This window comes from Streptomyces sp. NPDC052299, from assembly GCF_040679335.1.
Classification (GTDB): domain Bacteria; phylum Actinomycetota; class Actinomycetes; order Streptomycetales; family Streptomycetaceae; genus Streptomyces.
Window position 1 is genome coordinate 196,031 of the sequence record NZ_JBFAUP010000012.1, and the last position, 25,120, is coordinate 221,150.

General features: G+C 73.4%; 23 protein-coding genes. 12 read left to right on the forward strand and 11 right to left on the reverse strand.

From position 1 onward, the window contains the following. Window positions 1-2: 2 nt before the first annotated feature. Window positions 3-551 carry a DUF4232 domain-containing protein gene (locus AB0L33_RS21750; RefSeq protein WP_365683824.1) on the reverse strand — a complete coding sequence of 183 codons (549 nt, stop codon included), beginning with the start codon at window positions 549-551 and terminating at the stop codon, window positions 3-5. Window positions 552-742: 191 nt separating this feature from the next. Here AB0L33_RS21750 and AB0L33_RS21755 point away from each other — a divergent pair, with 191 nt between their 5' ends. Continuing rightward, a complete protein-coding gene (locus AB0L33_RS21755) occupies window positions 743-1,321 on the forward strand; it encodes a WHG domain-containing protein (protein WP_365683826.1) in 579 nt (192 codons plus the stop codon). A 22-nt stretch (window positions 1,322-1,343) separates the two neighbouring features. Further along, complete coding sequence (locus AB0L33_RS21760; RefSeq protein ID WP_365683828.1) at window positions 1,344-2,531, forward strand: GDSL-type esterase/lipase family protein; 1,188 nt, start codon at window positions 1,344-1,346, stop codon at window positions 2,529-2,531. A gap of 73 nt (window positions 2,532-2,604) precedes the next feature. On the opposite strand, the gene AB0L33_RS21765 is transcribed toward AB0L33_RS21760, so the two are convergent. The 3 genes from AB0L33_RS21765 to xylB form a co-directional block, all read right to left on the reverse strand. Further along, a complete protein-coding gene (locus AB0L33_RS21765; RefSeq protein WP_365683830.1) occupies window positions 2,605-3,438 on the reverse strand; it encodes a hypothetical protein in 834 nt (277 codons plus the stop codon). Beyond that, window positions 3,438-4,703 carry a VWA domain-containing protein gene (locus AB0L33_RS21770; protein ID WP_365683832.1) on the reverse strand — a complete coding sequence of 422 codons (1,266 nt, stop codon included), beginning with the start codon at window positions 4,701-4,703 and terminating at the stop codon, window positions 3,438-3,440. Before AB0L33_RS21770 ends, AB0L33_RS21765 begins: the two co-directional genes overlap by 1 nt. Window positions 4,704-4,786: 83 nt before the next feature. Further along, complete coding sequence (gene xylB, locus AB0L33_RS21775; protein ID WP_365683834.1) at window positions 4,787-6,277, reverse strand: xylulokinase; 1,491 nt, start codon at window positions 6,275-6,277, stop codon at window positions 4,787-4,789. Between the two features lie 229 nt (window positions 6,278-6,506). Between xylB and xylA the strand changes: the two genes are divergently transcribed. Continuing rightward, a complete protein-coding gene (gene xylA, locus AB0L33_RS21780; RefSeq protein WP_365683836.1) occupies window positions 6,507-7,676 on the forward strand; it encodes a xylose isomerase in 1,170 nt (389 codons plus the stop codon). A 63-nt stretch (window positions 7,677-7,739) separates the two neighbouring features. On the opposite strand, the gene AB0L33_RS21785 is transcribed toward xylA, so the two are convergent. From AB0L33_RS21785 to AB0L33_RS21800, 4 genes are all read right to left on the reverse strand, one after another. Then, window positions 7,740-8,981: an ROK family protein gene (locus AB0L33_RS21785; protein WP_365683838.1), complete on the reverse strand. Its 1,242-nt coding sequence runs from the start codon at window positions 8,979-8,981 to the stop codon at window positions 7,740-7,742. Between the two features lie 70 nt (window positions 8,982-9,051). Next, window positions 9,052-9,702: a DUF305 domain-containing protein gene (locus AB0L33_RS21790; protein ID WP_365683840.1), complete on the reverse strand. Its 651-nt coding sequence runs from the start codon at window positions 9,700-9,702 to the stop codon at window positions 9,052-9,054. Beyond that, entirely contained in the window at window positions 9,699-10,364 is a 666-nt protein-coding gene (locus tag AB0L33_RS21795) for a DUF3105 domain-containing protein (protein WP_365683842.1), read from the reverse strand. The genes AB0L33_RS21790 and AB0L33_RS21795 overlap by 4 nt, the downstream gene beginning before the upstream one ends. A 96-nt stretch (window positions 10,365-10,460) precedes the next feature. Beyond that, window positions 10,461-10,880, reverse strand: a complete 420-nt coding sequence (locus AB0L33_RS21800; RefSeq protein WP_365683844.1) for a hypothetical protein — start codon at window positions 10,878-10,880, stop codon at window positions 10,461-10,463. A gap of 112 nt (window positions 10,881-10,992) precedes the next feature. Here AB0L33_RS21800 and AB0L33_RS21805 point away from each other — a divergent pair, with 112 nt between their 5' ends. From AB0L33_RS21805 to AB0L33_RS21845, 9 genes are all read left to right on the forward strand, one after another. Next, window positions 10,993-11,808 (forward strand): phospholipid scramblase-related protein, encoded by an 816-nt coding sequence (locus AB0L33_RS21805; protein WP_365683846.1) that lies wholly within the window; start codon window positions 10,993-10,995, stop codon window positions 11,806-11,808. A 118-nt stretch (window positions 11,809-11,926) separates the two neighbouring features. Then, complete coding sequence (locus AB0L33_RS21810) at window positions 11,927-13,603, forward strand: FUSC family protein (RefSeq protein WP_365683848.1); 1,677 nt, start codon at window positions 11,927-11,929, stop codon at window positions 13,601-13,603. Then, window positions 13,600-14,106: a MarR family transcriptional regulator gene (locus AB0L33_RS21815; protein WP_365683850.1), complete on the forward strand. Its 507-nt coding sequence runs from the start codon at window positions 13,600-13,602 to the stop codon at window positions 14,104-14,106. Before AB0L33_RS21810 ends, AB0L33_RS21815 begins: the two co-directional genes overlap by 4 nt. Window positions 14,107-14,437: 331 nt before the next feature. After that, on the forward strand, window positions 14,438-16,063 hold the full coding sequence (locus AB0L33_RS21820; protein ID WP_365683852.1) for an ATP-binding protein: 1,626 nt from the start codon (window positions 14,438-14,440) through the stop codon (window positions 16,061-16,063). Further along, a complete protein-coding gene (locus tag AB0L33_RS21825) occupies window positions 16,060-16,467 on the forward strand; it encodes a roadblock/LC7 domain-containing protein (protein ID WP_018100234.1) in 408 nt (135 codons plus the stop codon). The genes AB0L33_RS21820 and AB0L33_RS21825 overlap by 4 nt, the downstream gene beginning before the upstream one ends. Then, window positions 16,464-16,835, forward strand: coding sequence for a DUF742 domain-containing protein (locus tag AB0L33_RS21830; protein ID WP_018100233.1), 372 nt, complete (start codon window positions 16,464-16,466; stop codon window positions 16,833-16,835). The genes AB0L33_RS21825 and AB0L33_RS21830 overlap by 4 nt, the downstream gene beginning before the upstream one ends. Then, a complete protein-coding gene (locus AB0L33_RS21835; protein WP_365683854.1) occupies window positions 16,816-17,430 on the forward strand; it encodes an ATP/GTP-binding protein in 615 nt (204 codons plus the stop codon). The genes AB0L33_RS21830 and AB0L33_RS21835 overlap by 20 nt, the downstream gene beginning before the upstream one ends. 87 nt (window positions 17,431-17,517) lie before the next feature. Further along, entirely contained in the window at window positions 17,518-19,059 is a 1,542-nt protein-coding gene (locus AB0L33_RS21840) for a cytochrome P450 (RefSeq protein WP_365683856.1), read from the forward strand. A gap of 141 nt (window positions 19,060-19,200) precedes the next feature. Beyond that, window positions 19,201-20,553: a 6-phospho-beta-glucosidase gene (locus AB0L33_RS21845; protein WP_365683858.1), complete on the forward strand. Its 1,353-nt coding sequence runs from the start codon at window positions 19,201-19,203 to the stop codon at window positions 20,551-20,553. Here AB0L33_RS21845 and AB0L33_RS21850 read toward each other — a convergent pair. The 3 genes from AB0L33_RS21850 to AB0L33_RS21860 form a co-directional block, all read right to left on the reverse strand. Continuing rightward, window positions 20,548-23,574 (reverse strand): DUF4132 domain-containing protein, encoded by a 3,027-nt coding sequence (locus AB0L33_RS21850; RefSeq protein ID WP_365683860.1) that lies wholly within the window; start codon window positions 23,572-23,574, stop codon window positions 20,548-20,550. The two genes, AB0L33_RS21845 and AB0L33_RS21850, sit on opposite strands and share 6 nt — an antisense overlap. A 479-nt stretch (window positions 23,575-24,053) precedes the next feature. Beyond that, window positions 24,054-24,497, reverse strand: a complete 444-nt coding sequence (locus tag AB0L33_RS21855) for a hypothetical protein (protein ID WP_365683862.1) — start codon at window positions 24,495-24,497, stop codon at window positions 24,054-24,056. After that, complete coding sequence (locus AB0L33_RS21860; RefSeq protein WP_365683864.1) at window positions 24,491-24,949, reverse strand: ATP-binding protein; 459 nt, start codon at window positions 24,947-24,949, stop codon at window positions 24,491-24,493. Before AB0L33_RS21860 ends, AB0L33_RS21855 begins: the two co-directional genes overlap by 7 nt. Window positions 24,950-25,120 lie beyond the last annotated feature (171 nt).

The following is a 25,120-nucleotide window of genomic DNA, read 5'->3' on the forward strand; positions in this document are numbered from 1 at the left end:
CCTCAGTGCGTGCCCGCCTCCAGCGCCCGGTCGGCGGCACCCCGCGAGGTGTGCCAGAGCGTCGTCACCGGCTCCCACACCCGGATGCCGTCGGGCACGCCCAGGGCGGTCGCCCCGAACGTCACCCCGTAGTGCGCGGGGTCGGCCGCCACCGAGAGGCTGGGCACCACATGGCCCTCGGCCGTTCCCGGGGCGGCCGTGCGCACGGCCGCGTAGCCGTGCTCGCCCGGGGACAGCACGTACGGCCCGCTCGTCGCGGGGGGCACGGGCTGCGCGGAGCCGTCCAGGCCCCGGAACGTCACCGTCGGGACGCGGTCCACGGCGCAGGCCCGGCCGCCCTCGTTGACCACGGAGATCCGGGCGGTGTTCTGCCCCGGCCCGGGGCCGGCGGAGACCCGGAGGTCACGCTCCTGACAGGGCGTGGCCGCGCGGGCCGGTGCGGGGGCTGCGGTTGCCGCGGATGCGGCGGGGGCGGTCAGGGCCGCGGCGGCGGCAACGCTGACGGCGGCGGCAACGCTGACGGCGGCGGTGAGAACGGTGCACAGACGCATGGTGTTTCTCCCCTGGAGGCCGGTGGGAACCAGTCTCCGACAGTCTGAACCGCCCACCGGAAGGATGGCGATAAATCAGACATATCGATCCGGCAACGTGTCGCCGGCCGCTGGCTGCCTTGAGATATTCAGGATTTGCCTAAAACCCTTAGGCAGGCGCATGATGGCCGTCCCCGGACGAGGAGGCGACCATGGTGCGCGCGGGTCTGACCGCCGAACGCCTGACCAGGGCGGGCGCCGAGCTGGCCGACGAGGTCGGCTTCGACCAGGTGACCGTCTCGGCGCTGGCGCGGCGATTCGACGTCAAGGTGGCGAGCCTCTACTCGCACCTCAAGAACTCCCACGACCTGAAGACCCGGATCGCCCTGCTCGCCCTTGAGGAGATGGCCGACCGGGGCGCCGCCGCCCTCGCGGGACGCGCCGGAAGGGACGCGCTGAGCGCCTTCGGCGACGTGTACCGCGACTACGCCCGCGAGCACCCCGGCCGTTACGCGGCGGCCCAGATGAGGCTGGACCCCGAAGCGGCGACCGCCAGTGCGGGAAGGCGGCACTCGCGGATGACCCGCGCCATCCTGCGCGGCTACGACCTGACCGAGCCGGACGAGACGCACGCCGTACGGCTCCTGGGCAGCGTGTTCCACGGGTTCGTCAGCCTGGAGGCGCAGGGCGGGTTCAGCCACAGCGCCCCGGACTCGCAGGAGTCCTGGTCCCGCACCCTGGACGCGCTGGACGCCCTCCTGCGCAACTGGCCCGCGCCCCCTCACCCCTAACCCCGCGACCCCAGGTGGAGCCATGAGCACCGACCCGCCCGCACCCCTCCCGTTCACCACCCCCGTCACCCCCGCCCTCCTGCGCGGCGCGCTCGACGTGGAGCGCACCGACGCCGGGCTGCTCCCGCACCGCCTGCCCGCCGCCGCCCGCGCCCAGGCGCCGGACGGCCAGATCGCCCTGGCCGAGGCCCAGCCCTCCGGCGTACGGCTGGTCTTCCGGACCCGGGCGACGGTGGTCGAGCTGGAGGCGCGGCGGACCCGCACCGCCTACGAGGGCGTCCCGCCGAGGCCCGACGGCCTGTACGACCTCCTGGTCGACGGCGTCCTCGCCGGTCAGGGCCCGGCGAGCGGGGGCAACGTCCTCAATGTCGACATGTCCACCGGATCGACGGACTTCCGCTCCGGGCCGGTCGGGTCCGTCCGGTTCGACGGCCTCGCGGACCGCGAGAAGGACGTCGAGCTCTGGCTGCCGTACAACGAGCGGACCGAGGTCGTCGCCCTGCACACCGACGCGCCCGTCACCCCCGCCCCGGACACGGGCCGCAAGGTGTGGCTGCATCACGGCAGTTCGATCAGTCACGGCTCGGACGCCGCGAGCCCCACGGCCACCTGGCCCGCGCGTGCGGCGCTGCTCGGCGGCGTCGAGCTGGTCAACCTCGGCCTCGGCGGCGGGGCCCTGCTCGACCCGTTCACGGCCCGTGCGATGCGCGACACCCCCGCGGACCTGATCAGCGTCAAGATCGGCATCAACCTCGTCAACGCCGACGTGATGCGCCTGCGCGCCTTCGCCCCGGCGGTGCACGGCTTCCTCGACACCCTGCGCGAGGGCCACCCGGACGCCCCGCTCCTGGTGGTCTCACCCGTGCTGTGCCCCATCCACGAGGACACTCCGGGCCCCAGCGTCCCCGACTTCAGCCGCCTGGGCGAGGGCAAGGTCCGCTTCGCGGCGATGGGCGATCCCGAGGGCCCCGCCACCGGCAAGCTGACGCTCCGCGTCATCCGCGACGAACTGGCCCGCCTGGTGGAGCAGCGCTCGGCGGAAGACCCGCACCTGCACTACCTGGACGGCCGCGAACTGTACGGCGAGGCGGACACGGAGGAGCTCCCCCTCCCCGACGCCCTCCACCCGGACGCCGCCACCCACCTCCGCATGGGAGACCGCTTCGCGCGCCTGGCCTTCGGGGCGGAAGGGGCGTTCGGGCGTTCGTGAGGCCCGGCCGGGTGCCCCGTAACGCCGCCGGACCGGCCCCTGAGCAGGGACCGGTCCGGCGGCGGGCACACCGTCAGGCGCCCGGCGGCACGTGGGACGGGCGGCCCCGGCCCCGGGTCACCGAGTAACCGAAGACGCCCGCCAGCGCGGCGAGCACGCCGCCGCCGGCCGTCCACAGCCAGCGGCTGGTCCACCAGCCGGAGGACCAGCCGTCCTCCGGCTCACCGGCCATCGCGACCGGTTCGGCCGAGGCGTCCGTGCCGTCGTCCGAAGCCTGCTCGGCCGAGGAGACCCCCGGGACCAGCGGCTTCGACAGGCTGCCGTCCACGTCGGCGGAGCCGCCCTGGTCCTTCGAGTCGACCTCCACCTCGGTGCGCACCGGCAGACCGAGGTCCGCCTGGGCCAGGTCCACGACGGTGAGGCGGACGTAGTAGCTGCCCGGCAGCGGGTCGTTGGCCCACGCCTCGGCATTGGCCCGGACGGTACGCAGCACACACGTCAGCTCGACCGTGGCGGCGTCGGCCGCGGCGGTGCCGGTCTGCTTGCCGTACATGCACGCCTGGCGGCGGCGCAGCCCGTCGTACACGTCGACCTGCCAGGTCTGCGCCCCGTGCCGGGTGGCGCTCTCGGGCAGGGTGACCTTCGCCGTCACCGTGGCGCGCTGCCCGGCGTCGGCCGGGAAGACCCAGTACAGGTAGTCGCCGGTCGAGGCCCCGGCGGTCGCGGTCTCGCCCTGCTGGACGGCCGTGGCGGTACGGAAGGTGGTGCCGGCCTCCGTGGGGCCCGAAGCGTCGCCGGAGGCGCTGGGGCTCGGCGAGGCGTCGTCGGCCGCGGCGGCGCCCGCCCCGGTCAGCACGGCCAGGCCGGTCAGCAGCGCACCCGCGAGCACACGTCTCGTACGGGACATCAGCGGGTCCTCCAGACAGCGATGCGCCAGCGTGAGATCCAGCCGAAGAGCAGACCCACGATCAGGCCGGTCAGGGTGAGCAGGCCCAGCAGCCACCAGCCGTGGCCCAGACCGAACGCGGCGACGTCCGCCGCCTCGTCGGGTGCGTCCACCACGTCGACGGTCAGTTCCAGCGGCATGCCGGGCGTGGTCTTCACCGAAGCCGGGGCCGAGAAGGAGTTGCTGACCTGGAGGCACACGGTCTCCGGGGTCCGCTCGTCGTCGTCCTGCTCGGGCTTCGGGTAGCGCAGCCCGGACGAGATGGCGTCGGTGCGCCCGGTCCCGGACTCGGAGCCCCGGACGATCTCGCGGCCGTGCGAGGTCACCGCGCGCAGCAGCATCCCGTAGTCGTTGTTGACGGCGCGGTCGGCGAACACGCTGACCGAGGCGCGCAGTTCCTGACCCGGCAGCAGTTCGACCTTGTACCAGCGGTGCTCGGCGAACTTCTCGCGGTCGGTGTAGAGGCCCGGCTTCAGCTCGGGCGCGTCCGTGCAGCTGTCGGCGCCCTTCGTGGCGACCGGGGTGACCACGGGCTCCGCCGCCCGGTCCACCAACTGCTTGACACGACCCGACAGTTCGTCGGTGTGCTGGACGGCGGTGTACGTGCCGCCGGTGGCCTCGGCGATGCAGGTCAGCTGCTGGCGGATCTTCGCGTTGGGCACCAGGCCCAGCGTGTCGATGACCAGGTGGATGCCGCGCGCCGCGATGTCGCGGGCGACCTCGCACGGGTCGAGCGGGCCGCAGGTGTCCTCGCCGTCGCTGATCAGCACGATCCGGCGGGTGGAGTCGCCGCCCTCCAGATCGTCGGCGGCGCCCAGCAGCGCGGGGCCGATCGGGGTCCAGCCGGTGGGGGCGAGCGTGGCCACGGCGGTCTTCGCCTCGGTGCGGTCCAGCGGGCCGACCGGGTACAGCTGCTTGGTGTCCTTGCAGCCCACCTTGCGGTCGTCGCCCGGATAGTCGGCGCCGAGGGTGCGGATGCCGAGCTGGACCTGCTCCGGCACCGCGTCCAGCACCTCGTTGAACGCCTGCTTCGCCGCGCTCATCCGGGACTGGCCGTCGATGTCACGGGTCCGCATGGAACCGCTGACGTCGAGGACCAGCTCGACCTTCGGGGAGGCCTTCGTGGGGGTTTCGTCGGCCGATGCGGGCAGCGCCGAGCCGAGCCCGGCGGTCAGGGTGGCGAGCAGGATGCCCACCCCGACCGTCAGCCTTCTTCTTATGATCATCGCCGGATAGTAGTGAACATCAGTTCGCTATCCAAAACGGCGGGTTGCCGCTGTACGCGCGCACAGCGGCCCTTGACGACCGATCAGCCGTTGCGGTCCCCGCCGAGCAGCGGCCCGGCCGCCCGTTCCAGTACGGAGCCCACCCGCTCCCACACCGTCAGATCCCGCTCCACCGCCTCCAGGAGCACGTCCTCACCGGTGTCCCAGCCCGCCGCGACCGCCACCGGGTCCGCCCCCGTGGCCGCCGCGGCGGCGAGCGCCGCGGCGCCGAGCGCCACCAGCTCCCCGGCCCCCGGCACGATCACCGGCCGCCCGGAGAGCCGTCGCACGGTCTCCACCCACACGCGCCCCTGCGCCCCGCCGCCGATCAGCCGCAGCGGACGGCTCGTCACCTCGGGGTCCGCCGGGTCCAGACCGCAGGCCCGCGACAGCTCGTCGAGCGCCCGCAGCACGGTCACCACCGCGCCCTCGTAGGCGGCGCCGAGCAGTTGCTGCGGGGTCGTGTCGTGCCGCAGCCCGGTGAGGAGACCGGCCGCCGTCGGCAGGTCCGGGGTGCGCTCGCCGTCCAGATAGGGCAGCAGCACCGCCTCTCCGCCGGGCGCGGCGTCATTGCGGTCCAGGCCCAGCAGGGCGGCCACCTTGTCCACGGCGAGCGTGCAGTTGAGGGTGCAGGCCAGGGGCAGATACGTGCCGTCCGCCGCCGCGAACCCGGAGAGCGCGGCCGACGCCGGCCGGGTCCGGGACGCCGCGAAGACCGTGCCCGAGGTGCCCAGGCTCAGCACCGGGTGGTCGAGGAGCCCGCCGCCGCCCAGGCCGAGGCCGACGGCGGCGCTCATGTTGTCGCCGGTGCCCGCCGCGACCGCGATCCCGGCGGGCAGGCCCAGCGCCCCGGCCGCCGCGTCCGTCAGCGAACCGATCCGCGCCCCGCCGCTCGGCGCCACCTCGGGGAGCAGCGCCGGGTCCAGGCCGATGAGCTCCAGCAGCTCCGGGTCGTAGGCGCCGGTCGCGGTGGAGTACCAGCAGGTGCCCGAGGCGTCGCCCGGGTCGGTGACGGCGCGCCCGGACAGCCGCTCGGTCAGGAAGTCGTGCGGGAGGCGTACGGCGGCGGCCGCCTCGGCGGTCTCCGGCTCGTTCTCCCGCAGCCACTGCCACTTCGACGCGGTCATCGCGGCCACCGGGACCGAACCCGTGCGCGCGGTCCAGGCCTCCGGGCCGCCGAGCGCTGCGGTGAGGGCGGCGGCCTGGGGGGCGGACCGGGTGTCGTTCCAGAGCAGGGCCGGGCGCAGCGGACGGCCCTCGGCATCCAGGACGACGAGGCCGTGCTGCTGTCCGGCGACCGCGATGCCCACCACGTCCGCCGGTGTGATCCCGGACTCCTTCAGCCCGGCGGCGACCGCGTCGCGCAGGGCCTGCCACCAGACCTCGGGGTCGCTCTCGCGCGCACCGCCCTCGCCGGTGACCACGTGCGGGGCGCGGCCGACGGCGAGGAGGCGGCCGGTGGCGGTGTCGGTGAACGCCGCCTTGGTGGACTGGGTGGAGCTGTCCACACCGATGACGACGGTATGCGGCGGCATGGCTGACCTCATTCGCTGATGTATTTGATCGTACGCAAAACAAATTACGTGATCGAACCCGTCCGGAACAGGCCCCGTTCATGGATCGCGGCAGCGCCGCGCGGACCGCTCTGCTCCAGGGGCTTTACGTTCCCCGGGCTGCCCGTGCATGATTAGTCATGACAGTGAACAAATTGAGGTTCGGCCGCGCGACCGGCTGCGGACCCACGGCCCCGAAGGCGGCACCACCATGACGGAACGCTTCGCACCGACCCCCGAGGACAAGTTCACCTTCGGCCTGTGGACCGTGGGCTGGCAGGGCCGCGACCCCTTCGGTGACGCGACGCGCGCCGCGATCGACCCGGTCGACTCCGTCCAGCGCCTCGCCGAGCTCGGCGCGTACGGCGTGACCTTCCACGACGACGACCTGATCCCCTTCGGCTCCTCGGACGGCGAGCGCGAGGGCATCGTCAAGCGCTTCCGCCAGGCGCTCGACGCGGCCGGCCTCGTCGTCCCGATGGCCACGACGAACCTCTTCACGCACCCCGTCTTCAAGGACGGCGCCTTCACCGCCAACGACCGCGACGTCCGCCGCTACGCGCTGCGCAAGACCATGCGCAACATCGACCTGGCCGTCGAGCTGGGCGCCACCACCTACGTCGCCTGGGGCGGCCGGGAGGGCTCCGAGTCCGGCGCCGCCAAGGACATCCGCGTCGCGCTCGACCGCATGAAGGAGGCCTTCGACCTCCTGGGCGACTACGTCACCGAGCAGGGCTACGACCTGAAGTTCGCCATCGAGCCCAAGCCGAACGAGCCGCGCGGCGACATCCTCCTCCCCACCATCGGCCACGCCCTCGCCTTCATCGAGCGCCTGGAGCGTCCCGAGATGGTCGGCGTCAACCCGGAGGTCGGCCACGAGCAGATGGCCGGGCTGAACTTCCCGCACGGCATCGCCCAGGCCCTGTGGGCGGGCAAGCTCTTCCACATCGACCTCAACGGCCAGTCCGGCATCAAGTACGACCAGGACCTCCGCTTCGGCGCCGGCGACCTGCGCCAGGCGTTCTGGCTGGTCGACCTCCTGGAGAACTCCGACTACGACGGCCCGCGCCACTTCGACTTCAAGCCGCCGCGGACCGAGGACTACGACGGCGTCTGGGCCTCCGCCGCCGGCTGCATGCGCAACTACCTCATCCTCAAGGAGCGCGCCGCCGCCTTCCGCGCCGACCCGGCCGTCCAGGACGCCCTGCGCGCCTCCCGCCTGGACGAGCTGGCCCAGCGCACCGCCGAGGACGGCGTGGCCGGCCTGCTCGCCGACCGCTCCGCGTTCGAGGAGTTCGACGTCGACGCGGCGGCCGAGCGCGGCATGGCGTTCGAGGCCCTGGACCAGCTGGCGATGGACCACCTGCTCGGCGTCCGCTGACACCACGGGCACACGGAGAGGGGGCGGACGCACAGTGCGTCCGCCCCCTCTCCCGCGTACGCCTCAGGCCATCGCCGGACGCGCGTACGCCACCGGGTCGGCCAGCACGTCCGTCATCACCAGTGCCGCCGCGCCCCGCGCCGCGTCCCCCGCGACCGACGACGCGCGCAGCCGGCCCCCGCCGGGCGCCCAGAGCCCGGACACGACCCGGCCCGTCAGCTCCTCGTCGGCCGGCCCGGCCAGCCACGGCATCAGGTTCCGGTAGATCCCGCCGAGCACCACCGCGTCCGGGTCCAGCAGATTGACGGCCCCCGAGAGCACCCGCCCCAGCATCCGCCCGGCCTCCGCGACCGCGCCGACCGCCCGCTCGTCGCCCGCCCGCACCCGCTTCTCCAGCTCCGCGACCCCGAGCCCGCCGCCCCCGTCGACCCCGGCGGCCCGCAGCAGCGCCGCCTGCCCCGCGTACTGCTCCAGGCAGCCGCGGGAGCCGCACCGGCACTGCGGACCGCTCGGGTCCACCACCACGTGGCCGATCTCCCCGGCGAAGCCGTGCGCCCCGCGCAGCAGCTCGCCGTCGATGACCAGCGCACCGCCCACGCCGATCTCACCGGTGAGATAGAGGAAGCTGCGGATGCGGTCCAGGCCGCCGAACCACAGCTCGGCCAGGGCCGCCAGATTCGCCTCGTTCTCCGAGCGGACCGGCAGCTCCTGGTGGCCCGGATGCTCCGAGGTCAGCGCGGCGGCGAACAACTGCTCGGCCGGGACCTGGTTCCAGCCCAGGTTCGGCGCCTGGCGCACCGCGCCGCCGGAGACCAGGCCCGGCAGCGCCAGGGCCACGCCCACCGGGTAGAGCTCCTGCTCCCGCGCCGAGTCCAGGGTGCGCGCGGCGATCCGGGCGGCCCGGGCCAGCACCTCGGCGGGCGGGGTGCCCCGGTTGTCCAGGTGCTCGGTGAGGCGGACCCGGCCGGTCCCGGCGAGGTCGACCACGCAGACCGACACGTAGTCGATGTTGACCTCGACCCCGAGCCCGGCCGGCCCGGTGCGCGCCGTCTTGAGCGCGGTCCCGGGGCGGCCGGCCTGCCCGCTGAACGTCTTGCCGGACTCGGTCAGGAAGCCGGTTTCGAGCAGCTGCTCGACCAGCGAGGACACGGCGGCCCGGGTCAGCCCCACGCGCGCGGCGACTCCGGCCCGGGTCGCCTCGCCCTCGCCCTCGTCGCGGACGGCCCGCAGCACGAGGCTCAGATTGCTGCGCCGGACGGTGTCCTTGTCGGCCTTGGGCCCCAGCGGTGTGAGGTTGCTCTTCATATCGGACCCGAGCCTATGCGATTCCGTACGCCAGTACGGTCGGGCCGGGGCCGCCGGGCCCCGGCCCGCTTCAGGACGCGGACGCCCCGCGCTCCTTGAGCATGTCGGCCATGAGGTCGATCTCCGACTGCTGGGCCAGGGCCATGCCCGACGCCAGGTTCCGGATCTCCTCGGTCCCCGCCGCCGAGGCCGCCGCCTGTGCCATCTCGGCGCCCGACTTGTGGTGCGCGGTCATCAGCTTCAGGAAGAGGATCTCGGCGTCCCTGCCCTTGGCCGCCCGCAGCTCGTCCAGCTCGGCGTCGGTGGCCATGCCGGGCATCAGCGCGCCGTCACCGCGCGGGGTGAAGGAGTGCCCCATCCACGCCATCGGCGGTCCGGGGGAGCTCTTCGCCCGGCCCCACATCTCCAGCCAGCCCAGCAGCATGCCACGCTGGTTGGCCTGGGTGTTGATGATGTCGAACGCCAGCCTCCGCACCGCCTCGTCCGAGGTGCGGTCCCGGACGATGAACGCCATCTCGACCGCCTGCTGGTGGTGGACCGCCATGTCCCGCGCGAACCCCACGTCGGCCGAGGACTCGGCGGGCGCGGACGCGGACGCCGCCGCTGCCGGCGCCGACGTCGACGGGCGTACGAAGGTCAGCGCGATCAGCGCGAGAGCCAGCAGCAGCACCGCGCCGCCGGCCAGCACCAGGGGCCGCGAGGTGCGCGGCGCGGCCGTCACTTGGCGATCCCGCCGGTGCAGGCGGCGCCCGGCTCCGGGGTCTGCGGGCCCTGCACGTACTTCGTGAAGAACTGCGCGACGCGGGCGTCCGTGGCGCTCTTCACCGTGAGCTGCTTCCCCCAGGCGCTGAGCATCAGCGGCGCCGCCTGGTCCTCGACCGGGCTCATCAGCGAGTACGGCGTGGAGGACACCCGTTCGTTCAGCTTCTTGATGTCGGCGGGCTTCGCCTCGTCGGTGTACGTGACCCACACCGCACCGTGCTCGAGGGAGTGGACGGCGTTCTCCTTCGGTATGGCCTCGGTGTAGACGTCACCGTCGCAGTTCATCCACACCGGGTTGTGGTCGCCGCCGACCGGAGGGTTCATCGGGTAGTCGACCGTCTTCTCCACGTGGTTCTGCGTGAGCTTGTCCCAGCTCTTCTCACCGGTGACGGGCGAGGTCTTGGCCTGGGCCTCGGCCTTGTCCTGCTCATCCGCCGCGTTCATCAGATAACCGCCCCCGACGACGAGGCCGGCGACCACCAGGACGCCGACGGAGAGCGTGATGATGCGGGAGCGGCGCTCACGGGCCCGCTCCTGACGGCGGGCCTCCTCGAGCTTGGCGCGGCGGGCGGCGGCGGGGGTGTTCTGCTTGCCGGTGTTCTGCTTGTTGGCGGAAGCCATGACGGGTCCTTCGGTTCATCGGATCGTGAGACGGAGTGCGTACGGCAGGGGGAGCCGCCGCACCCGGGAAGGGGCACGGGGCGTCTTCCGGCCGTCCTAGGTCCGCTGAACCTGAAGCCGCAGGGGGTCGACCTCGCCGACCGCGTCGTTGGAGGGGCCCCGGATCGACCCGCCGCCGGTCAGGGGGCGGTGCGGGAGCAGAGCCACGGCCGCCGAGGGCACCGCCGCCGGACCCGGCTGGGCGGGCAGGACGACGGGCGCCGAGTGCTCCGGGGCGTCATGGCAGGAATCCCCCACGCCCCGGTCGCCGGGGGAGTCCGCCACCACGACCCGGACCACCGTGAGGTCGGTCAGCGTCGCGAGGGCCGATGCCGGGGCGTATTCGGGGGAGGAGTGGGGGCGTCCGGACTGGGGTGCGCAGCACGAGACGAGCGCGACCAGGACGAAGAGCCAGGCGAGCACGACCGGCGCACCGGTGCCCCGCAGCCGCTCCGCCCCCTCGCTCACCCTGTTCATCCCGCACATCGTACGCGGTGCGTTGAAGATTCAAGCAGTGCGTGGGGGCGGTGAACCTGTGGATCCACGGACGAGGGGTTCGATTTCAGCCATGGCGAGATAGTGTGCCCCGGTGACCACGCACTCGAACGTATCTGCGGGCTGGTATCCCGATCCGCACGGCGCCCCTCAGCTGCTGCGCTACTGGGACGGTTCCCGGTGGACGGAGCACACCCACCCCGCGGACGGGCAGGCCCAGGTCCCCGCGCAGGCGCAGCAGCAGGCGCAGGCGCCGCAGCAGCCCGCGGCCGTCCCCCAGCAGGCCGCCCCGCAGCACCCGCAGGGCGGCGGCTCGCTCTTCAATCAGCAGGTCCTGGTCGTGAACCAGAAGGCCAAGCTGATCGAGCTGACGAACGAGTACAGCGTCTTCGACCAGCACGGCAACACCATCGGATCGGTCGTCCAGGTCGGCCAGGGCGCCATGCGCAAGGTGCTGCGCTTCCTGACCAGCGTCGACCAGTACCTGACGCACCGCCTCGAAATCCGTGATGCGTACGGCCAGCCCCAACTGCTGCTGACCCGGCCCGCGAAGTTCATCAAGTCGCGGGTCGTCGTGGAGCGCCCCGACGGCCGGCCGGTCGGAGAGATCGTCCAGCAGAACGCCATCGGCAAGATCAACTTCGCGATCATGGCCGACGGGCAGCAGATCGGCGCGATCAAGGCCGAGAACTGGCGCGCCTGGAACTTCGCGATCGTGGACCACAACGACCAGGAGGTCGCCCGGATCACGAAGACCTGGGAAGGGCTCGCGAAGACGCTGTTCACGACGGCCGACAACTATGTCCTCCAGATCCACTACCAGCTGCCCGAGCCGCTGCTGAGCCTGGTGGTGGCGACGGCCTTGACCGTGGACACCGCCCTCAAGCAGGACGCCCGCGGCCTCGGCTGAGCCCGGCCGCACGCCCGACCGCCCGCGCCCCTCGTTCGAGGAGCGCGGGCGGCGTCGTGTCCGGGGACTGGTCTCGATCCAGGTGTTTTACTTGTGTAATACCTGTTAAAGTGAATGAGTGAGCGATACAACCATCAGGTCCGCCAGGCCCGCCGTCCGCCGGCTCCCGCTGACCGGCCCCCTGCGTCTGAACCGGCCGTCCGACATGTGGTTCAAGCCCGCCACCAGCGTCGTCGTGGCCACCGCGATACCCAACCTGGTGCTGCTCGCCCTCGGCCGGCTCGACCTGGTGATGTACACCATGGCCGGCTCGCTGTGCGCGCTGTACGGTCACAACCTCCCGTACGCCCGCCGTGCCGGCACCGTCGCCGGAGTCGTCCTCGGCATGGCCGCCGGTCTCGGCGCCGCCCTCGTCGTCGCCTCGCTCACCACGTCCACGGCCGTGCTCATCGCCGTCGGAGCCCTCCTGGCCGCCGGGCAGAAGCTGCTCTGCGACGCGACCCGGATCGGCCCGCCCGGACCGGTGATCTTCACCTTCGTGACCTCCGCCGCCCTCTTCGCCCCCCAGACGCTCGCCCAGGTCCCCGGCCACCTCGCCCTCACCCTCGGCGCGGGCGCCATCGCCTGGCTCGTCACCGTCGTCGCCCCCGCGCTCGTCCGCCGCGACGGCCCCGAACGCCGCGCCACCGCCCGCGCCCTCGACGAGGCCGCCGCCCACGCCGCCGCCCCCGGCCACGCCACCCGGCGCGCCGCCGTCGCCGCCGTGCACGCCGCCTGGCAGACCCTCCTCGCCGCGGGCCGCCCCACCCCGGCCCGCCGCGCCCTCGAACGCCTCGTCGTCCACGCCGAGTCCTCGGTCCTCGACGGCACCCAGGGCCTTGCGGAAGCCGGCCGGCTCCGTGACTGGGCCGGGCTCACCCGCGCCCGGGGCCCCGTGCCCACCCCGCCGCCCGCCCCGGGCACCGGCGCCGAACTCTTCGGCCTCGACGCCGAGCGCACCGCCCGCCGCGGTTCCCTCCGTGCGCTGCTGCGCGGCCTCGCCCCCGGGTCCCCGCTGCTCCCGGTCGCCGCGCGCACGCTCGTCGGCTGCGCCCTGGCCGGGTACGCCTGCTCGGCCCTGGGCGTCGGCCGCCCGTACTGGGCGATCGTCACCGCGGCCTCGCTCTACCAGGCCAACGTCACGCTCTCCTGGAACCGCACCCTCCAGCGCACCCTGGGCAACCTCATCGGCGTCCTGGTCTTCGCCGCCGTCCTCCCGGTCGCCCGGACCGCGCCGCTCGCCCTCATCGGCTTCTGCCTCCTCTTCGCCTTCTCGGCCGAGGCGCTGATCACCCGCAACTACTGGCTCGGCTCCGTCGCCGTGACCCCGATGGCGCTCCTCGTCCTGGAGTACGCGGGCAGCCACCCGGCCGGTGAGCTGATCGGCGACCGGCTCCTGGACACCGTGATCGGCGCCGCCGTCGGCTTCCTCGCCGCCGTCCTGGTCACCAACCGCCGTGCCACCGGCCGCGTCGAACGCGCGCTGGCCGACGCCGAGCGCGCCCGCGCCCACGCCGTGCAGACCCTCGCCGCGCCGGAGCCCGCGCCCGCCGCCCTGGACGCCGCCCGCCGCCGGCTCACCGGATCGCTGGTCGAGCTGCGCGAGGCGGACGACGCCGCGTCCGGCGAGTGGTGGCAGCCCGAGCTGTCCCAGGAGGCGGTGCTCGCCGCCGAGCAGGCCGGACACCGTACGCTCGCGGCGACAGCGAAACGGCAGGGGCTGCTGGTCCCCGCCCAGGAGAACGGAGCGGTGTGACCGACGACATCGTCGCCTCGGTGGTCCGGCAGTGGCGGGCCGTGAACCCGGAACTGGACACCGGGCCCATGGAGCTCATCGGCCGGATCAACCGCTGCTCCGCGCTGCTCCAGCAGGCCGAGGACGCCCCGCTGCGGGCGGCCGGGCTGACCCGCGCGGAGTTCGACCTCCTCGGAGCCGTACGCCGTACCGACCGCGAACTGACCCCCGGTGAACTGGCCCGCGAGACCTTCTCCTCCGGCGCCGCCGTCACCAAGCGGCTGCGGGTGCTCCAGGAGCGCGGTCTGATCGCCCGGCGCGGCGACGAGCGCGACCGCAGGGTCGCCTACGTCCGCCTCACCGACGAGGGCCGCGACCTGGTCGACGGACTGCTGCCCCGGCAGCTGGCGTACGAACGGGCGGTGCTCTCCGGCCTCGACGCCGAGTCCCGCGACCGGCTCAGCGAACAGCTCAGCGAACTCCTGGTGCAACTGGAGGGGCGCATCGGCGGCGCCCGCCGCTGAGGGGTCCCCCGGAAGGCTTCCCCCGCACCACTCGTACGGGCGGCTTCGTTCACATGTGCCCATCCATCGCCCTGCGGGGCGATTCTTCCTTATTCCTCCGCCCCGTCACTCCCCGCACACGCCCGAAGGCGGTGCGTGCAAAAACTCGTGAGCGTACTCCTGCGGGAGCGCTCGCGCAGGGGGTTGGAGGAATGTGCGAAAGCGCTGATTCGATCTGACTAAGCTCACGCGCAGTGAAGCCGAGTTGAGGTGAATTCGCGCGCTTGTGCCCTGTGTGCACACAAGCGCCGAATCTCCGGAATACCTACCGAATCAACCGCCAGAGGTTCAGATGGCCCGTGTTGAATCACCGCCGGCCGGCAGGGAAGCCCCCGTCGCCCGCGCCCTGTTGCTTCCCGTCGTCGTGATGGCGGGAGCAACCGCCGCCGCAGCGGCGCTGGTTGCCGAGCCCGCGCGGATACCAGTCGTCTGGTGCGGAGCTGTCGCCACCGTCGTGGTCGCCGCGCTCGCCGTGGAGATCGCCCGGCGCGGCAGGACGATCCGCCGTCGGGAGGCCGAGTACCGACAGCGCGTCACCGTCCTGGAACGGCGCATCGCCGACCACGACGAAGAGACCGTGCGCATCGGCAAGGAGCTGCTGCCGTCGGCCATCCACCGCCTGCGCGTGGGCAATTCGCCCGACGAGGTGCTGCGCGACGTGGTGGACTCCGACCCGGTCTACCGCCACCTGCCCGACTCCCAGCGCTCCCTCGTCTACACGGTGCTCGACATCATCGACAACGAGGAGGCGACCAGGGACTCCGCGCAGCGCGCCTTCGTCAACGTCGCCCGCCGCGTCCAGGCGATCGTCCACCGCCAGGCCAGTGAGCTCCGGGAGATGGAGGAGCACCACGGGCGCAACCCCGACGTCTTCGACGACCTGCTCCGCATCGACCACGGCACCGCGCTGATCGGCCGTCTCGCCGACTCCATCGCGGTCCTCGGCGGTGCCCGCCCCAGCCGCCAGTGGCCCAAGCCCGTACCGCTGTTCAGCGTGTTGCGCGGTGCCATGTCGCGCATCCTGGAGTACCCGCGCGTCGATCTGCACTCGATCGCCAAGGTCGCCATCATCGGCACCGCGGTCGAACCGCTCATCCACGCCTGCGCCGAACTCCTCGACAACGCCACCCGCTACTCGCCCCCGCAGACCCGGGTGCACGTCACCGCGGTCGAGGTGCAGACCGGCATCGCCATCGAGATCGAGGACGGCGGCGTCAGCCTCAGCGAGGAGGCCCGCGCCCGCGCCGAGAACATGCTCGCCAGGGCCCAGGCCGGGTCCAGCATGAACGACCTCGGCGAGTCCCCGCGCCTCGGCATGGCCGTCGTCGGCCGGCTCGCCCGGATGTACGACCTCCAGGTCTCGCTGCGGCAGTCCGCGTACGGCGGCGTGCGCGCCGTGCTCATCGTGCCCCGCGCCATGATCACCACCGGCCCGGCCCCCGGCATCGCCCACGGCATCGGCGCCACCTCAAGGCCCACCAGCGACATCGACCTCGCCGACATGAAGCACGTCGTGCCGCCCCGCGGCAAGCGCCGCAAGCCCAGCCCGGTGGCCGCCCGCCCCGCGACCGGCCCGGTGGTCTCCGAGCCCCGCCCGGCCGCCGCGCCCACCCCGGCCGTCGCCATGCAGGACGACGTGCCCGTCGTGACCGAGTGGACCGCGGGCGGACTCCCGCAGCGCCGCAGCCGCGGCCGCGCCCCGCTCGGCTCGCACAACCTCCCCGCACAGGCCGCCGACCCCACCGTCGGCCGCACCAACGGCCACGGCCAGAGCTACGGCCCCGGCCAGGGCAACAGCACGGAACCGCCCCCCGGCATCTGGCTGGAGGCGTTCACCAAGGCCGCCAACGGCGTGCCCCAGGAGCCCAGGGCGGACGAAGACTCTGACGACGCGTGGGACAAGGGAGATCAGCGGTGATCCAGCAGCGGGGCAACATGGACTGGATGCTCAAGGAACTCGCCGACGACGTCCCGGACATCCACCAGATCGTCGTGCTCTCCGCCGACGGACTGCGCATCGCCCAGCACGGCGGCGACCCCGACGTCGCCGACCGGCTCGCGGCGGCCTGCGCCGGTCTGCAGAGCCTGGCGGCGGCCGTCGCCTCCGAGATCCCGTACAGCGACGGCCGGATGAGGCTCGTCGTCATCGAGGTCACCGGCGGCTTCTTCTATCTGATGGCCGCCGGCGCCGGCGCCTACCTCGCGGTGCTCGCCGGCGAGACGGTGGACGCCGGGCACGTCGGGGCCCGGATGCGCGACATGGTCGTACGCATCGGCGGACACCTCACGAGCCCGCCCCGCCACGACGGGCAGGCCGGATGAACTCTCCCCGACGAGAACGCCGCAAGGCCGACCCGGCGCTGAGCGACCCGGAGAGGCTCTACGTCATCACCGGCGATCCCGACGGCAGCGAGCGGGCAGCGCTCGACCTGGTCACGATGATTGTCTCGAAGTCGGAGCCGTCACCGACGGTCCAGCCCGAGCAGGCCGTGATCCTGCGGCTCTGCCAGGCGCCGTTATCAGTCGCCGAACTCTCCGCCTACCTCAGCCTGCCGTTCAGCGTGGTGACCTCGCTCCTCACCGAACTCCTCGCCACCGGTCTGATCGAATCGCGCGCGCCGATCGTCCGCGCGACCCTCCCGGACCGGTCCCTCCTCGAAGCGGTGATGCATGGACTTCAGAAACTCTGACACGATCACGGGCCCCCGCAGCGAGGACGTCCTGCCCACCACGGCCACCGCCGCGGTGAAGGTCGTGATCGTCGGGGGGTTCGGGGTCGGCAAGACGACCATGGTCGGCTCGGTCAGCGAGATCCGGCCGCTGACCACCGAGGAGACGATGACGCAGGCCGGCGTCGGCGTGGACGACAACTTCGGCGTGGAGAGCAAGACCGCCACCACCGTCGCCATGGACTTCGGTCGGATCAGCATCAGCGAGGAGCTGATCCTCTACCTCTTCGGCACCCCCGGCCAGGAACGCTTCTGGTTCCTCTGGAACGGCCTGTTCGAGGGCGCGCTCGGCGCCGTCGTGCTCGTCGACACCCGCCGGCTCGAGACCAGCTTCGACGTCATCGGGCGCCTGGAGGAGCGCGGGGTGCCGTTCGTCGTCGCCATCAACACCTTCCCGGAGGCCCCGAAGTACCCCGTGGAGGTGCTGCGCGGAGCCCTGGACCTCCCGGAGGAGGTCCCGATAATCGACTGCGACGCCCGGCTCCGCGGCTCCAGCCGCGATGTGCTGATGACCCTGATGCGCTATCTGCACGGCATCGCCCGCCCGATCGGCTGACCCCTCCCGCGCACCCTTTCCGAACCCGTTCCGCGCGCCCCACCGCGCCCCCGACCGTCAGGCCCCCGCCCGACCCCTGGAGCGAACGTGACAACCCCCTTCCCCTACGAGCACGGCCAGGTCCCGCCCCCCGAGTGCCCGGCCCACGGCCTGGGCGTCGGGCCCGGCGGCCTGCGCCGGCTCTACGGCCCCGAGGCCGAGCAGGACCCGCACGGCCTGTACGAGAAGCTGCGCGCCGAACACGGCACGGTGGCCCCCGTGCTGCTGCACGGCGACGTGCCCGCCTGGCTGGTCCTCGGCCACAGCGAGAACCTGCACATGACCCGTACGCCGTCGCAGTTCTCCCGCGACTCGCGCCGCTGGCGGGCCCTCCAGGACGGCAGCGTCGCCCCCGACCACCCGCTGGCGCCGATCTTCACCTGGCAGCCGATCTGCGTCTTCGCCGACGGCGCCACCCACGAACGCCAGCGCGGCGCCGTCACCGACTCCATGGCCCGCATCGACACGCGCGGCGTGCGGCGCCACGTCAACCGGTACAGCAACCGGCTCGTCAACGGCTTCTGCCGGGCGGGCCGCACCGACCTGGTCGCCGAGTTCGCCGAGCGGCTGCCCATGATGGTCATGTGCGCCATCCTCGGCATGCCGGAGGAGTACAACGACCGGATGGTCGAGGCGGCCCGCGACATGATCAAGGGCACCGCCACCGCCGTCCAGAGCAACGCCTACGTGGTGGGAGCGCTCACCCGCCTCGTCGAGCGGCGCCGCCGCGAACCGGCCGACGACTTCGCGACCTGGCTGGTCGAGCACCCCGCGAACATGAACGACCAGGAGGTCGCCGAGCACCTGCGGCTCATCCTGATCGCGTCCTACGAGGCCACCGCCAACCTGATCGCCAACGTGCTGCGCATGGTCCTCACCGACCCCCGCTTCCGGGCCCGGCTCAGCGGCGGCCACATGACCGTCCCCGAGGCGGTCGAGCAGACCCTGTGGGACGAGCCCCCGTTCACCGCCGTCTTCGGCCGCTGGGCCGTCGGCGACACCGAGCTGGGCGGGAAGCACATCAAGGCGGGCGACGCCCTGATCGTCGGCATCGCACCGGCCAACACCGACCCCGTGGTCCGCCCCGACCTGACCGCCAACATGGAGGGCAACCGCTCGCACCTGGCGTTCAGCGGCGGCCCCCACGAGTGCCCCGGACAGGACATCGGCCGCGCCATCGCGGACGTCGGTGTGGACGCCCTTCTGATGCGGCTGCCCGACCTCGAACTCGCGGTGGACGAGAAGGAGTTGCAGTGGGTCGGCAACTTCATGAGCCGCCATCTGGTCGAGCTCCCCGCCGAATTCGCCCCCCGCTCCCCGCAGGACGACCGTGAGCCGCCCTCCATGGGACGCCCCAATGCCGCCCGCCAGGACTGGGAGGTCCAGTCCGCCGTACGCCACACCGCCCCGACGCCGGTCCGCGCGCCCCTGGACGGGAACCACGCTCCGTCGTCCGCCGCCCCGGCCGGGGCGACCGCGACGGTCGACGGATCGGCGGACACGCTCTCCGGCCGGGTCCCGCGTCAGCGCAAGCCCGGCGGCCCCGCCCGCCTCTGGCGCGTCGTGACCCGCTGGTGGAACGGCGGCTGAGGCCCCGCTCCGGCCAGGGCGGCCAACCGGTGGGCGGCGGCGGACACGGCGCCCCGTCCACCGGGCGGCCCCGCGCCAGGGCCCCGCGGACCGGCGAAGATCCGCCGGACGCCCCCGGGGCGACACGTACCATGCGGAAGCGTGAAGCTGACAATTCTGGGCGGCGGCGGATTCCGGGTTCCACTGGTGTACGGGGCGCTGCTCGCCGACCACGCCGAGGGCCGGGTCACGGCCGTCACCCTCTACGACACGGACACCGACCGGCTCACCGCCGTGGCCCGGGTCCTCGCCGAGCAGGCCGGGTCCGTCCCGGACGCGCCCGCCGTCCGCGCCACGACCGACCTGGACGAGGCCCTGCGCGGCGCCGACTTCGTCTTCTCGGCGATCCGCGTCGGCGGCCTCGCGGGCCGGGCCGCCGACGAACGCGTCGCGCTGGACGAGGGCGTCCTCGGCCAGGAGACGGTCGGCGCCGGCGGCATCGCGTACGGGCTGCGCACCGTGCCGGTCGCCGTCGACCTCGCCCGGCGCATCGCGCGGCTGGCCCCGGACGCCTGGGTCATCAACTTCACCAACCCGGCCGGGCTCGTCACCGAGGCGATGTCCCGGCACCTCGGCGACCGCGTCATCGGCATCTGCGACTCGCCCGTCGGCCTGGGCCGCCGGATCGCCCGGGTCCTCGGCGCCGATCCGGACCTGGCCCGCGTCGACTACGTCGGGCTCAACCACCTCGGCTGGGTGCGCGGGCTGTACGTCGACGGACGCGACGAACTCCCGCGACTGCTGGCCGACCCCGGGCTGCTGGGCTCCTTCGAGGAGGGGCGGCTGTTCGGCGCCGACTGGCTGCGCTCGCTGGGGGCGATCCCCAACGAATACCTGCACTACTACTACTTCAACCGCGAGGCCGTCCGCGCCTACCAGGAGGCCGAGCGGACCCGGGGCGCCTTCCTCCGCGAGCAGCAGGAGGGCTTCTACGGCCGGATGAAGGACCCGGCGACCCCGGCCCTGGCGACCTGGGACCGCACCCGCGCGGAGCGCGAGGCGACCTACATGTCGGAGAACCGGGACGTCGCCGGGGCGGGCGAGCGCGAGGAGAGCGACCTCGAATCCGGCGGCTACGAACAGGTCGCCCTCGCCCTCATGCGGGCCATCGCCCGGGACGAGCGGACCACCCTGATCCTCAACGTCCGCAACCGGACCACCCTTTCGGTGCTGGACGCGGACGCCGTGATCGAGGTGCCCTGCCTGGTCGACGCCAACGGCGCCCTCCCCGTCTCCGTCGACCCCCTGCCGTACCACGCGGTGGGCCTGGTCACCTCGGTGAAGGCCGTCGAGCGCGCGGTGCTGGAAGCGGCGACGAGCGGATCGCGCGCGGACGCGGTCCGGGCCTTCGCCCTGCACCCCCTGGTCGACTCGGTCTCCGTCGCCCACCGCCTGGTGGACGGCTATGTGAAGGCGCACCCGGGGCTGGCGTACCTGGGGGCCGCGGGGTCATGACGCGGCGTCCTCGGTGAGCGCGGTCAGGTCGGCCAGCAGCTCGGACGCGGTCACCGCGTCCAGGGCGTCGAACCGCAGGTCGTGCCGGCGGCTGTGCCAGTAGTCGTCCGGTTCGACGTCCAGCCACACGGTCTCCAGGGTCTGCTCCGGATAGATGTCGACGGCGCCGACCGCGATGCCCCCGCCGAGGGCGATCACCAGGTGGCAGCCGTCGCCCAGCCGCTTGGAGATCCAGCGCTCCACCCCGTTGTCCTCGGGATTGCCGCGCTGCCAGCCGTGCCGCTCCAGACCGAGGACCTTGCCCGTGGGCACCTTGAACCCCTCGAAGCGGCTGAGGCGGTGGCCGGCGGCCTCCGCCTCGGTCAGGGCGTACACCGGGCGCCCGAGCTGGGGGAACGGCTGCACGATCGCGTACGTGGCGAACACCTCCGACCAGCGGGCCACCGCCTCGCCCAGCCGCAACGGGTGCGGCAGCCGCACGGTCGCCCACTCGGACAGGACGAACGCCTCGTCCGCGACATCGGCGAAGCCGCCGCCCTCCGTCACCCGGAACGCCGTGGTCGCCCCGTCCGCCTCGCTCAGCCACACCAGCCGGCGCGCCAGGTGTCCCACCAGCGGGTGGCCGACGAACAGCTCGGTGAACTCCCGTGCCGTCCAGGAGCGGTCCGTCAGCATGGCGGTCTCCAGCCGGTGCACCTGGTCGGAGGCGATCGCCCGCACCTCCTTCTTCAGGGCCGAGAACCGCTTGCGCTCGGCCGGGGCCAGCTCCGCGTCGTCCCGCACGCCCGGCTTCGGCAGGTCCTTGCGGAGCTTGCCGTCACCGTCCCGGACGTAGGGCCGCAACTGCGCGTCGAAGCCCACGGTGAACGTGCGGCTGCCGTAGTCCACGACGGTGGAGCCGTCCGCGTCGAGACCTAGGTCGGGGACGAGCCGGTCCGAGAGCTGTTCGCCCGTCAGGCCGAGGCCCGCCGCCACCTCGGCGATCTTCTCCGTGGCCCGCGCCTTCAGGGCCTTGAACCGCACGCGCTGCGCGATGGTGTGCAGCTGGAGCAGCGCCGCGTCGCTGCCGATCGCCGCGAGGACGTCGAGCCCCTCGACCGCCCGGTGGTGGGCGTTCTCGCCGGGCCAGGCGCGGATGACCGGGGCCAGCCGGTGCACCGTGCCGTCGTCGCCCAGCAGCCCCAGGGCATGCAGGGCCCAGTTCTCCTTGGCGGGCATGAGCGCGGCGCGCCACTGCTCGAAGAGCGCCCACGCGAACTCGGCCGCCGAGGCCGCGTCCACCGCCCGGACCGCTTCGGCGAGCCCCGGATACGGCTCGCCGGGCGCGGACACGGCGAGCATGGTCAGCAGATGGCGGACGGACTCCGCCGGCAGCGCCCCGCCCGACGCCACCGCGAGCTGGGGCAGCAGCGCCGGGCCCGCCCACTGCGGGAGCTCCGGCATGGTGGTGGGCAGCGCCCGCTCCAGCGGGTCCGCGGCCAGCAGCCGGGCCACCGCGGCCGCCGCCTTCCCGCCGTACCCCTCGGCGGCTTCGCTCACCACCGCGTCGCCGTGCAGCCCGGCGATCAGCAGCAGCGCCTGTTCGGCGGCGCGCCGCGCGGCCCCGGCCCTGCCGACCGCGTCCGGCACGAGCAGCGGCGCCGCCCGGACGCCGTGCCGCTCGAACCACGAACGGGCTACGGCGGCCGTGGACTTGAGGCGCACCGCCCAGTCGGCCATGTGCCGGGCCACCCGCGCGTCGACGTAGGGCAACAGCAGCGGGGCGAGCGAGCTGGGGCGACGGGGCACGACGCGCAGCAGCAGGGGCAGGGCGCCGAGCCCGAAGCGGGCGGCCACCGGCTTCAGCGTGTCGGCGGCCTCCCACACCTCGGTCGGGTCCCAGGATGCGAGCAGGGGCGCGACGCGCTCCATGGGGCCGTGCACATAGACCCAGGCGGGGCGCAGGTCCGAGGCGTCGAGCCCGTAGCGCAGCGAGTCGAGCGTCCGGTCCCAGTCGTCCACCGCCTCGCGCCGGGTGTACCAGCTGGTGGTGGCCGCCCACTCCTCCCGCTCACCGGTCGCCCACAGCACGGCCTTCCCCTCGTCCGGCGTCAGTCCGGTGACGGTGAGGGGGCGCGCCGTGGTCCGCTCGCGGGTCCACGGCGGTGCGGTGAGCACGGCCGGAAGGGCGTCGGCGGGCGCGTCCGCGAGGCGGCCCGCCGGGTTCAGCAGCGGATCCACGACAGCGGCGAGCTCATCGTCCAGCGTCGGCAGCAGCCGCTCCACGAGGGGGCGGTGCCGGGCGATGTGCGCGCGGAGCAGGCCGGAGGCCGAGGCCGCCGGAAGCTCCGCGCGGTCGCGGGCGTCCGCGGCTAGCAGCCGCAGCGCACGTGCCGGGAAGCGGTCCATCGCGTCCAGCAGGGCCGGGCGGACCTGCTTGTCGTCCGCGTGGGCGAGCAGGGCGGCGAAGGCGTCGTCGGTGGGAAACTCGACGAGTGCCGCGGCCAGCTTCTTCATCCCGTCCGCGTAGAAGTGTCCCCGCTCCAGCTCCTTGGCGAGCAGGGGCACGATCGCCGTGCCGATGCCCTCGGCGGCCGTGGCGATGACGGCGGGGGACCGGTCGAAGCCGACGGTGTGCGGGTAGAGCGCGGCCTGCTCCGGTGCGTCGAGCGTGCAGAAGATCAGGGAGAGGAGTCCGGAGTCGAGCTTCCCGGTCGTCTCGGGGCCGGCGCAGAGCTCCGCGACCCAGCCGGACTCGCTCGGTGCCAGGTAGGCGGTGACGATCTCCCGGTGCGGGTCGGTGCGGCACGCGGAGAGCGCGTCGACGGTGGCCCGGTACGTCGCGTCGTCCGCGGCGGCGAGCAGGGCACGCACCCGGTCGGCGGCGATCCGGCCGTAGTGCCCGGACATGGTCTCGTCCGCCGCGAATCCCGCCCCCAGCCAGGCGTCGTAGCGGTGCGTTCCGCGCTGCATGTAGTGCGGCCGGATCATGAACAGCTCCACCGCCGCGCGGGCCGCGAACGGCAGTCCGTGGAGCCGCACCCAGCTGTCCGCCCACGCGTTTGCCGGAGGGGGCGTACAACCCCACCATCAGCGCGACCGCCGCCGCCCCGACGGGTGAGGGGTCCCCGCCCAGATGCCGGCGTGCCTCGGCGACCAGAGCGGCGTCGCTGCGCGGCGCGTCCAGATACTCCTGGATCCAGGCGTGTTCCTCGGCCGTCCGCTCCGCGACCGCGTCGATCAGCTTTCCGTCCGCCCGGGCCGGAGTCCGCGCGATGCCCCCGCGCCGGGGATGGACCAGGCGCCGCCAGCCCTCCGGGAAGACGAACGTGTCCTCCTCCTTCCACGCCTCCCCGATCTGCGACGCACCGCCCTCGAAAGGCTCCACAGCACGCACCGGACCGCCCCCTTCACACCCGTTGACCCGTATTCCACGGGTTTCGATCAGTGGTTCCACAGTAGAACCGACCACTGACAACGCAGGGTGACCGGGGCGGGGGAGGCCGGGGACGCGGCCCGGATCAGGGGGCGGAGACGGCCCGGGGCCCGTACGCCTGGGTCCACGACGGCGTCACGCCCGTCACCTGGCAGACCATCAGGAACAGCGGGATCGGCGGGGTGTAGGGGGTGCGGCTGTCCGGCTGGTGGATGAGCCGGGGGCGCACCGCGGGCACGCACGCCCCGCGCGCGTAGGCCACCTGCTCGGGCCAGTCCAGGTCGAGGTCGGAGCCGGCCGGCACGATCCACCACCAGCGCTCGCCGTCCGCGAAGACGCAGCCGGTACGCGGCAGATGGGACATCAGACGGAAGCCGTGGCGCGCGGGCACCCCGACCGCGTCGTAGCCGAGGCTCGCCGAGAGGGACGTGGGCAGCGGCAACTGCACCCGGCCGGTGGAGCCGGGGGAGCCGGCGGGCTCGCGGCTGCGGCGGTGTCCGAGGAAGTGGTTCATGGCGTTCTTCAGCATGAGTGCTCCGAGCCGTGCGGCAGTTCTGCCCAGACGATGCGGCCCGAGCCGTCCCCGGCGTCGCGCGAACCCCAGGAGCGGGCCAGCGAGTCGACGAGCAGCAGGCCGCGTCCGTGCTCGTCGTCCGCGCCTCTGCCGATACGAGGTCCGTCCGGCTGGTGCCCCTGGTCCTGGACGGAGACGCGCAGCCGCCCGCCGAGGCACCGCAGTTCGCACAGGACCCGCGCGCTGCCGGTGTGCACCACCGCGTTGGTGACCAGTTCGGACACGATCAGGACCGCGGCGTCGAGGGTGTCGCCGCCGGCGCGCCACTCGCCGAGCCGGGCCTTCGTCAGGCGCCGGGCGATGGCGACCGATTCGGGACGCGCGGGCAGCGCGAAGCAGTACCGGAGCGCTTCGGTCCCCGGGCCGGTCTCCGCGAGCCGGGGGATGAGCGCACTGCCAGGTGCCACGACCGAATCCTCACAGTGGGGGCTGTGTCACGCTTCGCGATCTTCGAAAAGGCCGAGGGCGCGACAGGTCAACTGGTTTCGCCCCCCAACTCTCCACCTGTCGCGAACACTTGGCAAGGGGCACTCTGAAAATTCCAGAGTGGCTGTGTCCTTGGCAGCGGGCGCATGGCA

Excerpts from the sequence above, each read along its gene's own strand:
- AB0L33_RS21750 (WP_365683824.1), bottom strand. The coding sequence starts at position 551 with ATGCGTCTGTGCACCGTTCTCACCGCCGCCGTCAGCGTTGCCGCCGCC.
- AB0L33_RS21755 (WP_365683826.1), top strand. The coding sequence starts at position 743 with ATGGTGCGCGCGGGTCTGACCGCCGAACGCCTGACCAGGGCGGGCGCC.
- AB0L33_RS21760 (WP_365683828.1), top strand. The coding sequence starts at position 1,344 with ATGAGCACCGACCCGCCCGCACCCCTCCCGTTCACCACCCCCGTCACC.
- AB0L33_RS21765 (WP_365683830.1), bottom strand. The coding sequence starts at position 3,438 with ATGTCCCGTACGAGACGTGTGCTCGCGGGTGCGCTGCTGACCGGCCTG.
- AB0L33_RS21770 (WP_365683832.1), bottom strand. The coding sequence starts at position 4,703 with ATGATCATAAGAAGAAGGCTGACGGTCGGGGTGGGCATCCTGCTCGCC.
- xylB (WP_365683834.1), bottom strand. The coding sequence starts at position 6,277 with ATGCCGCCGCATACCGTCGTCATCGGTGTGGACAGCTCCACCCAGTCC.
- xylA (WP_365683836.1), top strand. The coding sequence starts at position 6,507 with ATGACGGAACGCTTCGCACCGACCCCCGAGGACAAGTTCACCTTCGGC.
- AB0L33_RS21785 (WP_365683838.1), bottom strand. The coding sequence starts at position 8,981 with ATGAAGAGCAACCTCACACCGCTGGGGCCCAAGGCCGACAAGGACACC.
- AB0L33_RS21795 (WP_365683842.1), bottom strand. The coding sequence starts at position 10,364 with ATGGCTTCCGCCAACAAGCAGAACACCGGCAAGCAGAACACCCCCGCC.
- AB0L33_RS21800 (WP_365683844.1), bottom strand. The coding sequence starts at position 10,880 with ATGAACAGGGTGAGCGAGGGGGCGGAGCGGCTGCGGGGCACCGGTGCG.
- AB0L33_RS21820 (WP_365683852.1), top strand. The coding sequence starts at position 14,438 with ATGGCCCGTGTTGAATCACCGCCGGCCGGCAGGGAAGCCCCCGTCGCC.
- AB0L33_RS21830 (WP_018100233.1), top strand. The coding sequence starts at position 16,464 with ATGAACTCTCCCCGACGAGAACGCCGCAAGGCCGACCCGGCGCTGAGC.
- AB0L33_RS21835 (WP_365683854.1), top strand. The coding sequence starts at position 16,816 with ATGGACTTCAGAAACTCTGACACGATCACGGGCCCCCGCAGCGAGGAC.
- AB0L33_RS21855 (WP_365683862.1), bottom strand. The coding sequence starts at position 24,497 with ATGCTGAAGAACGCCATGAACCACTTCCTCGGACACCGCCGCAGCCGC.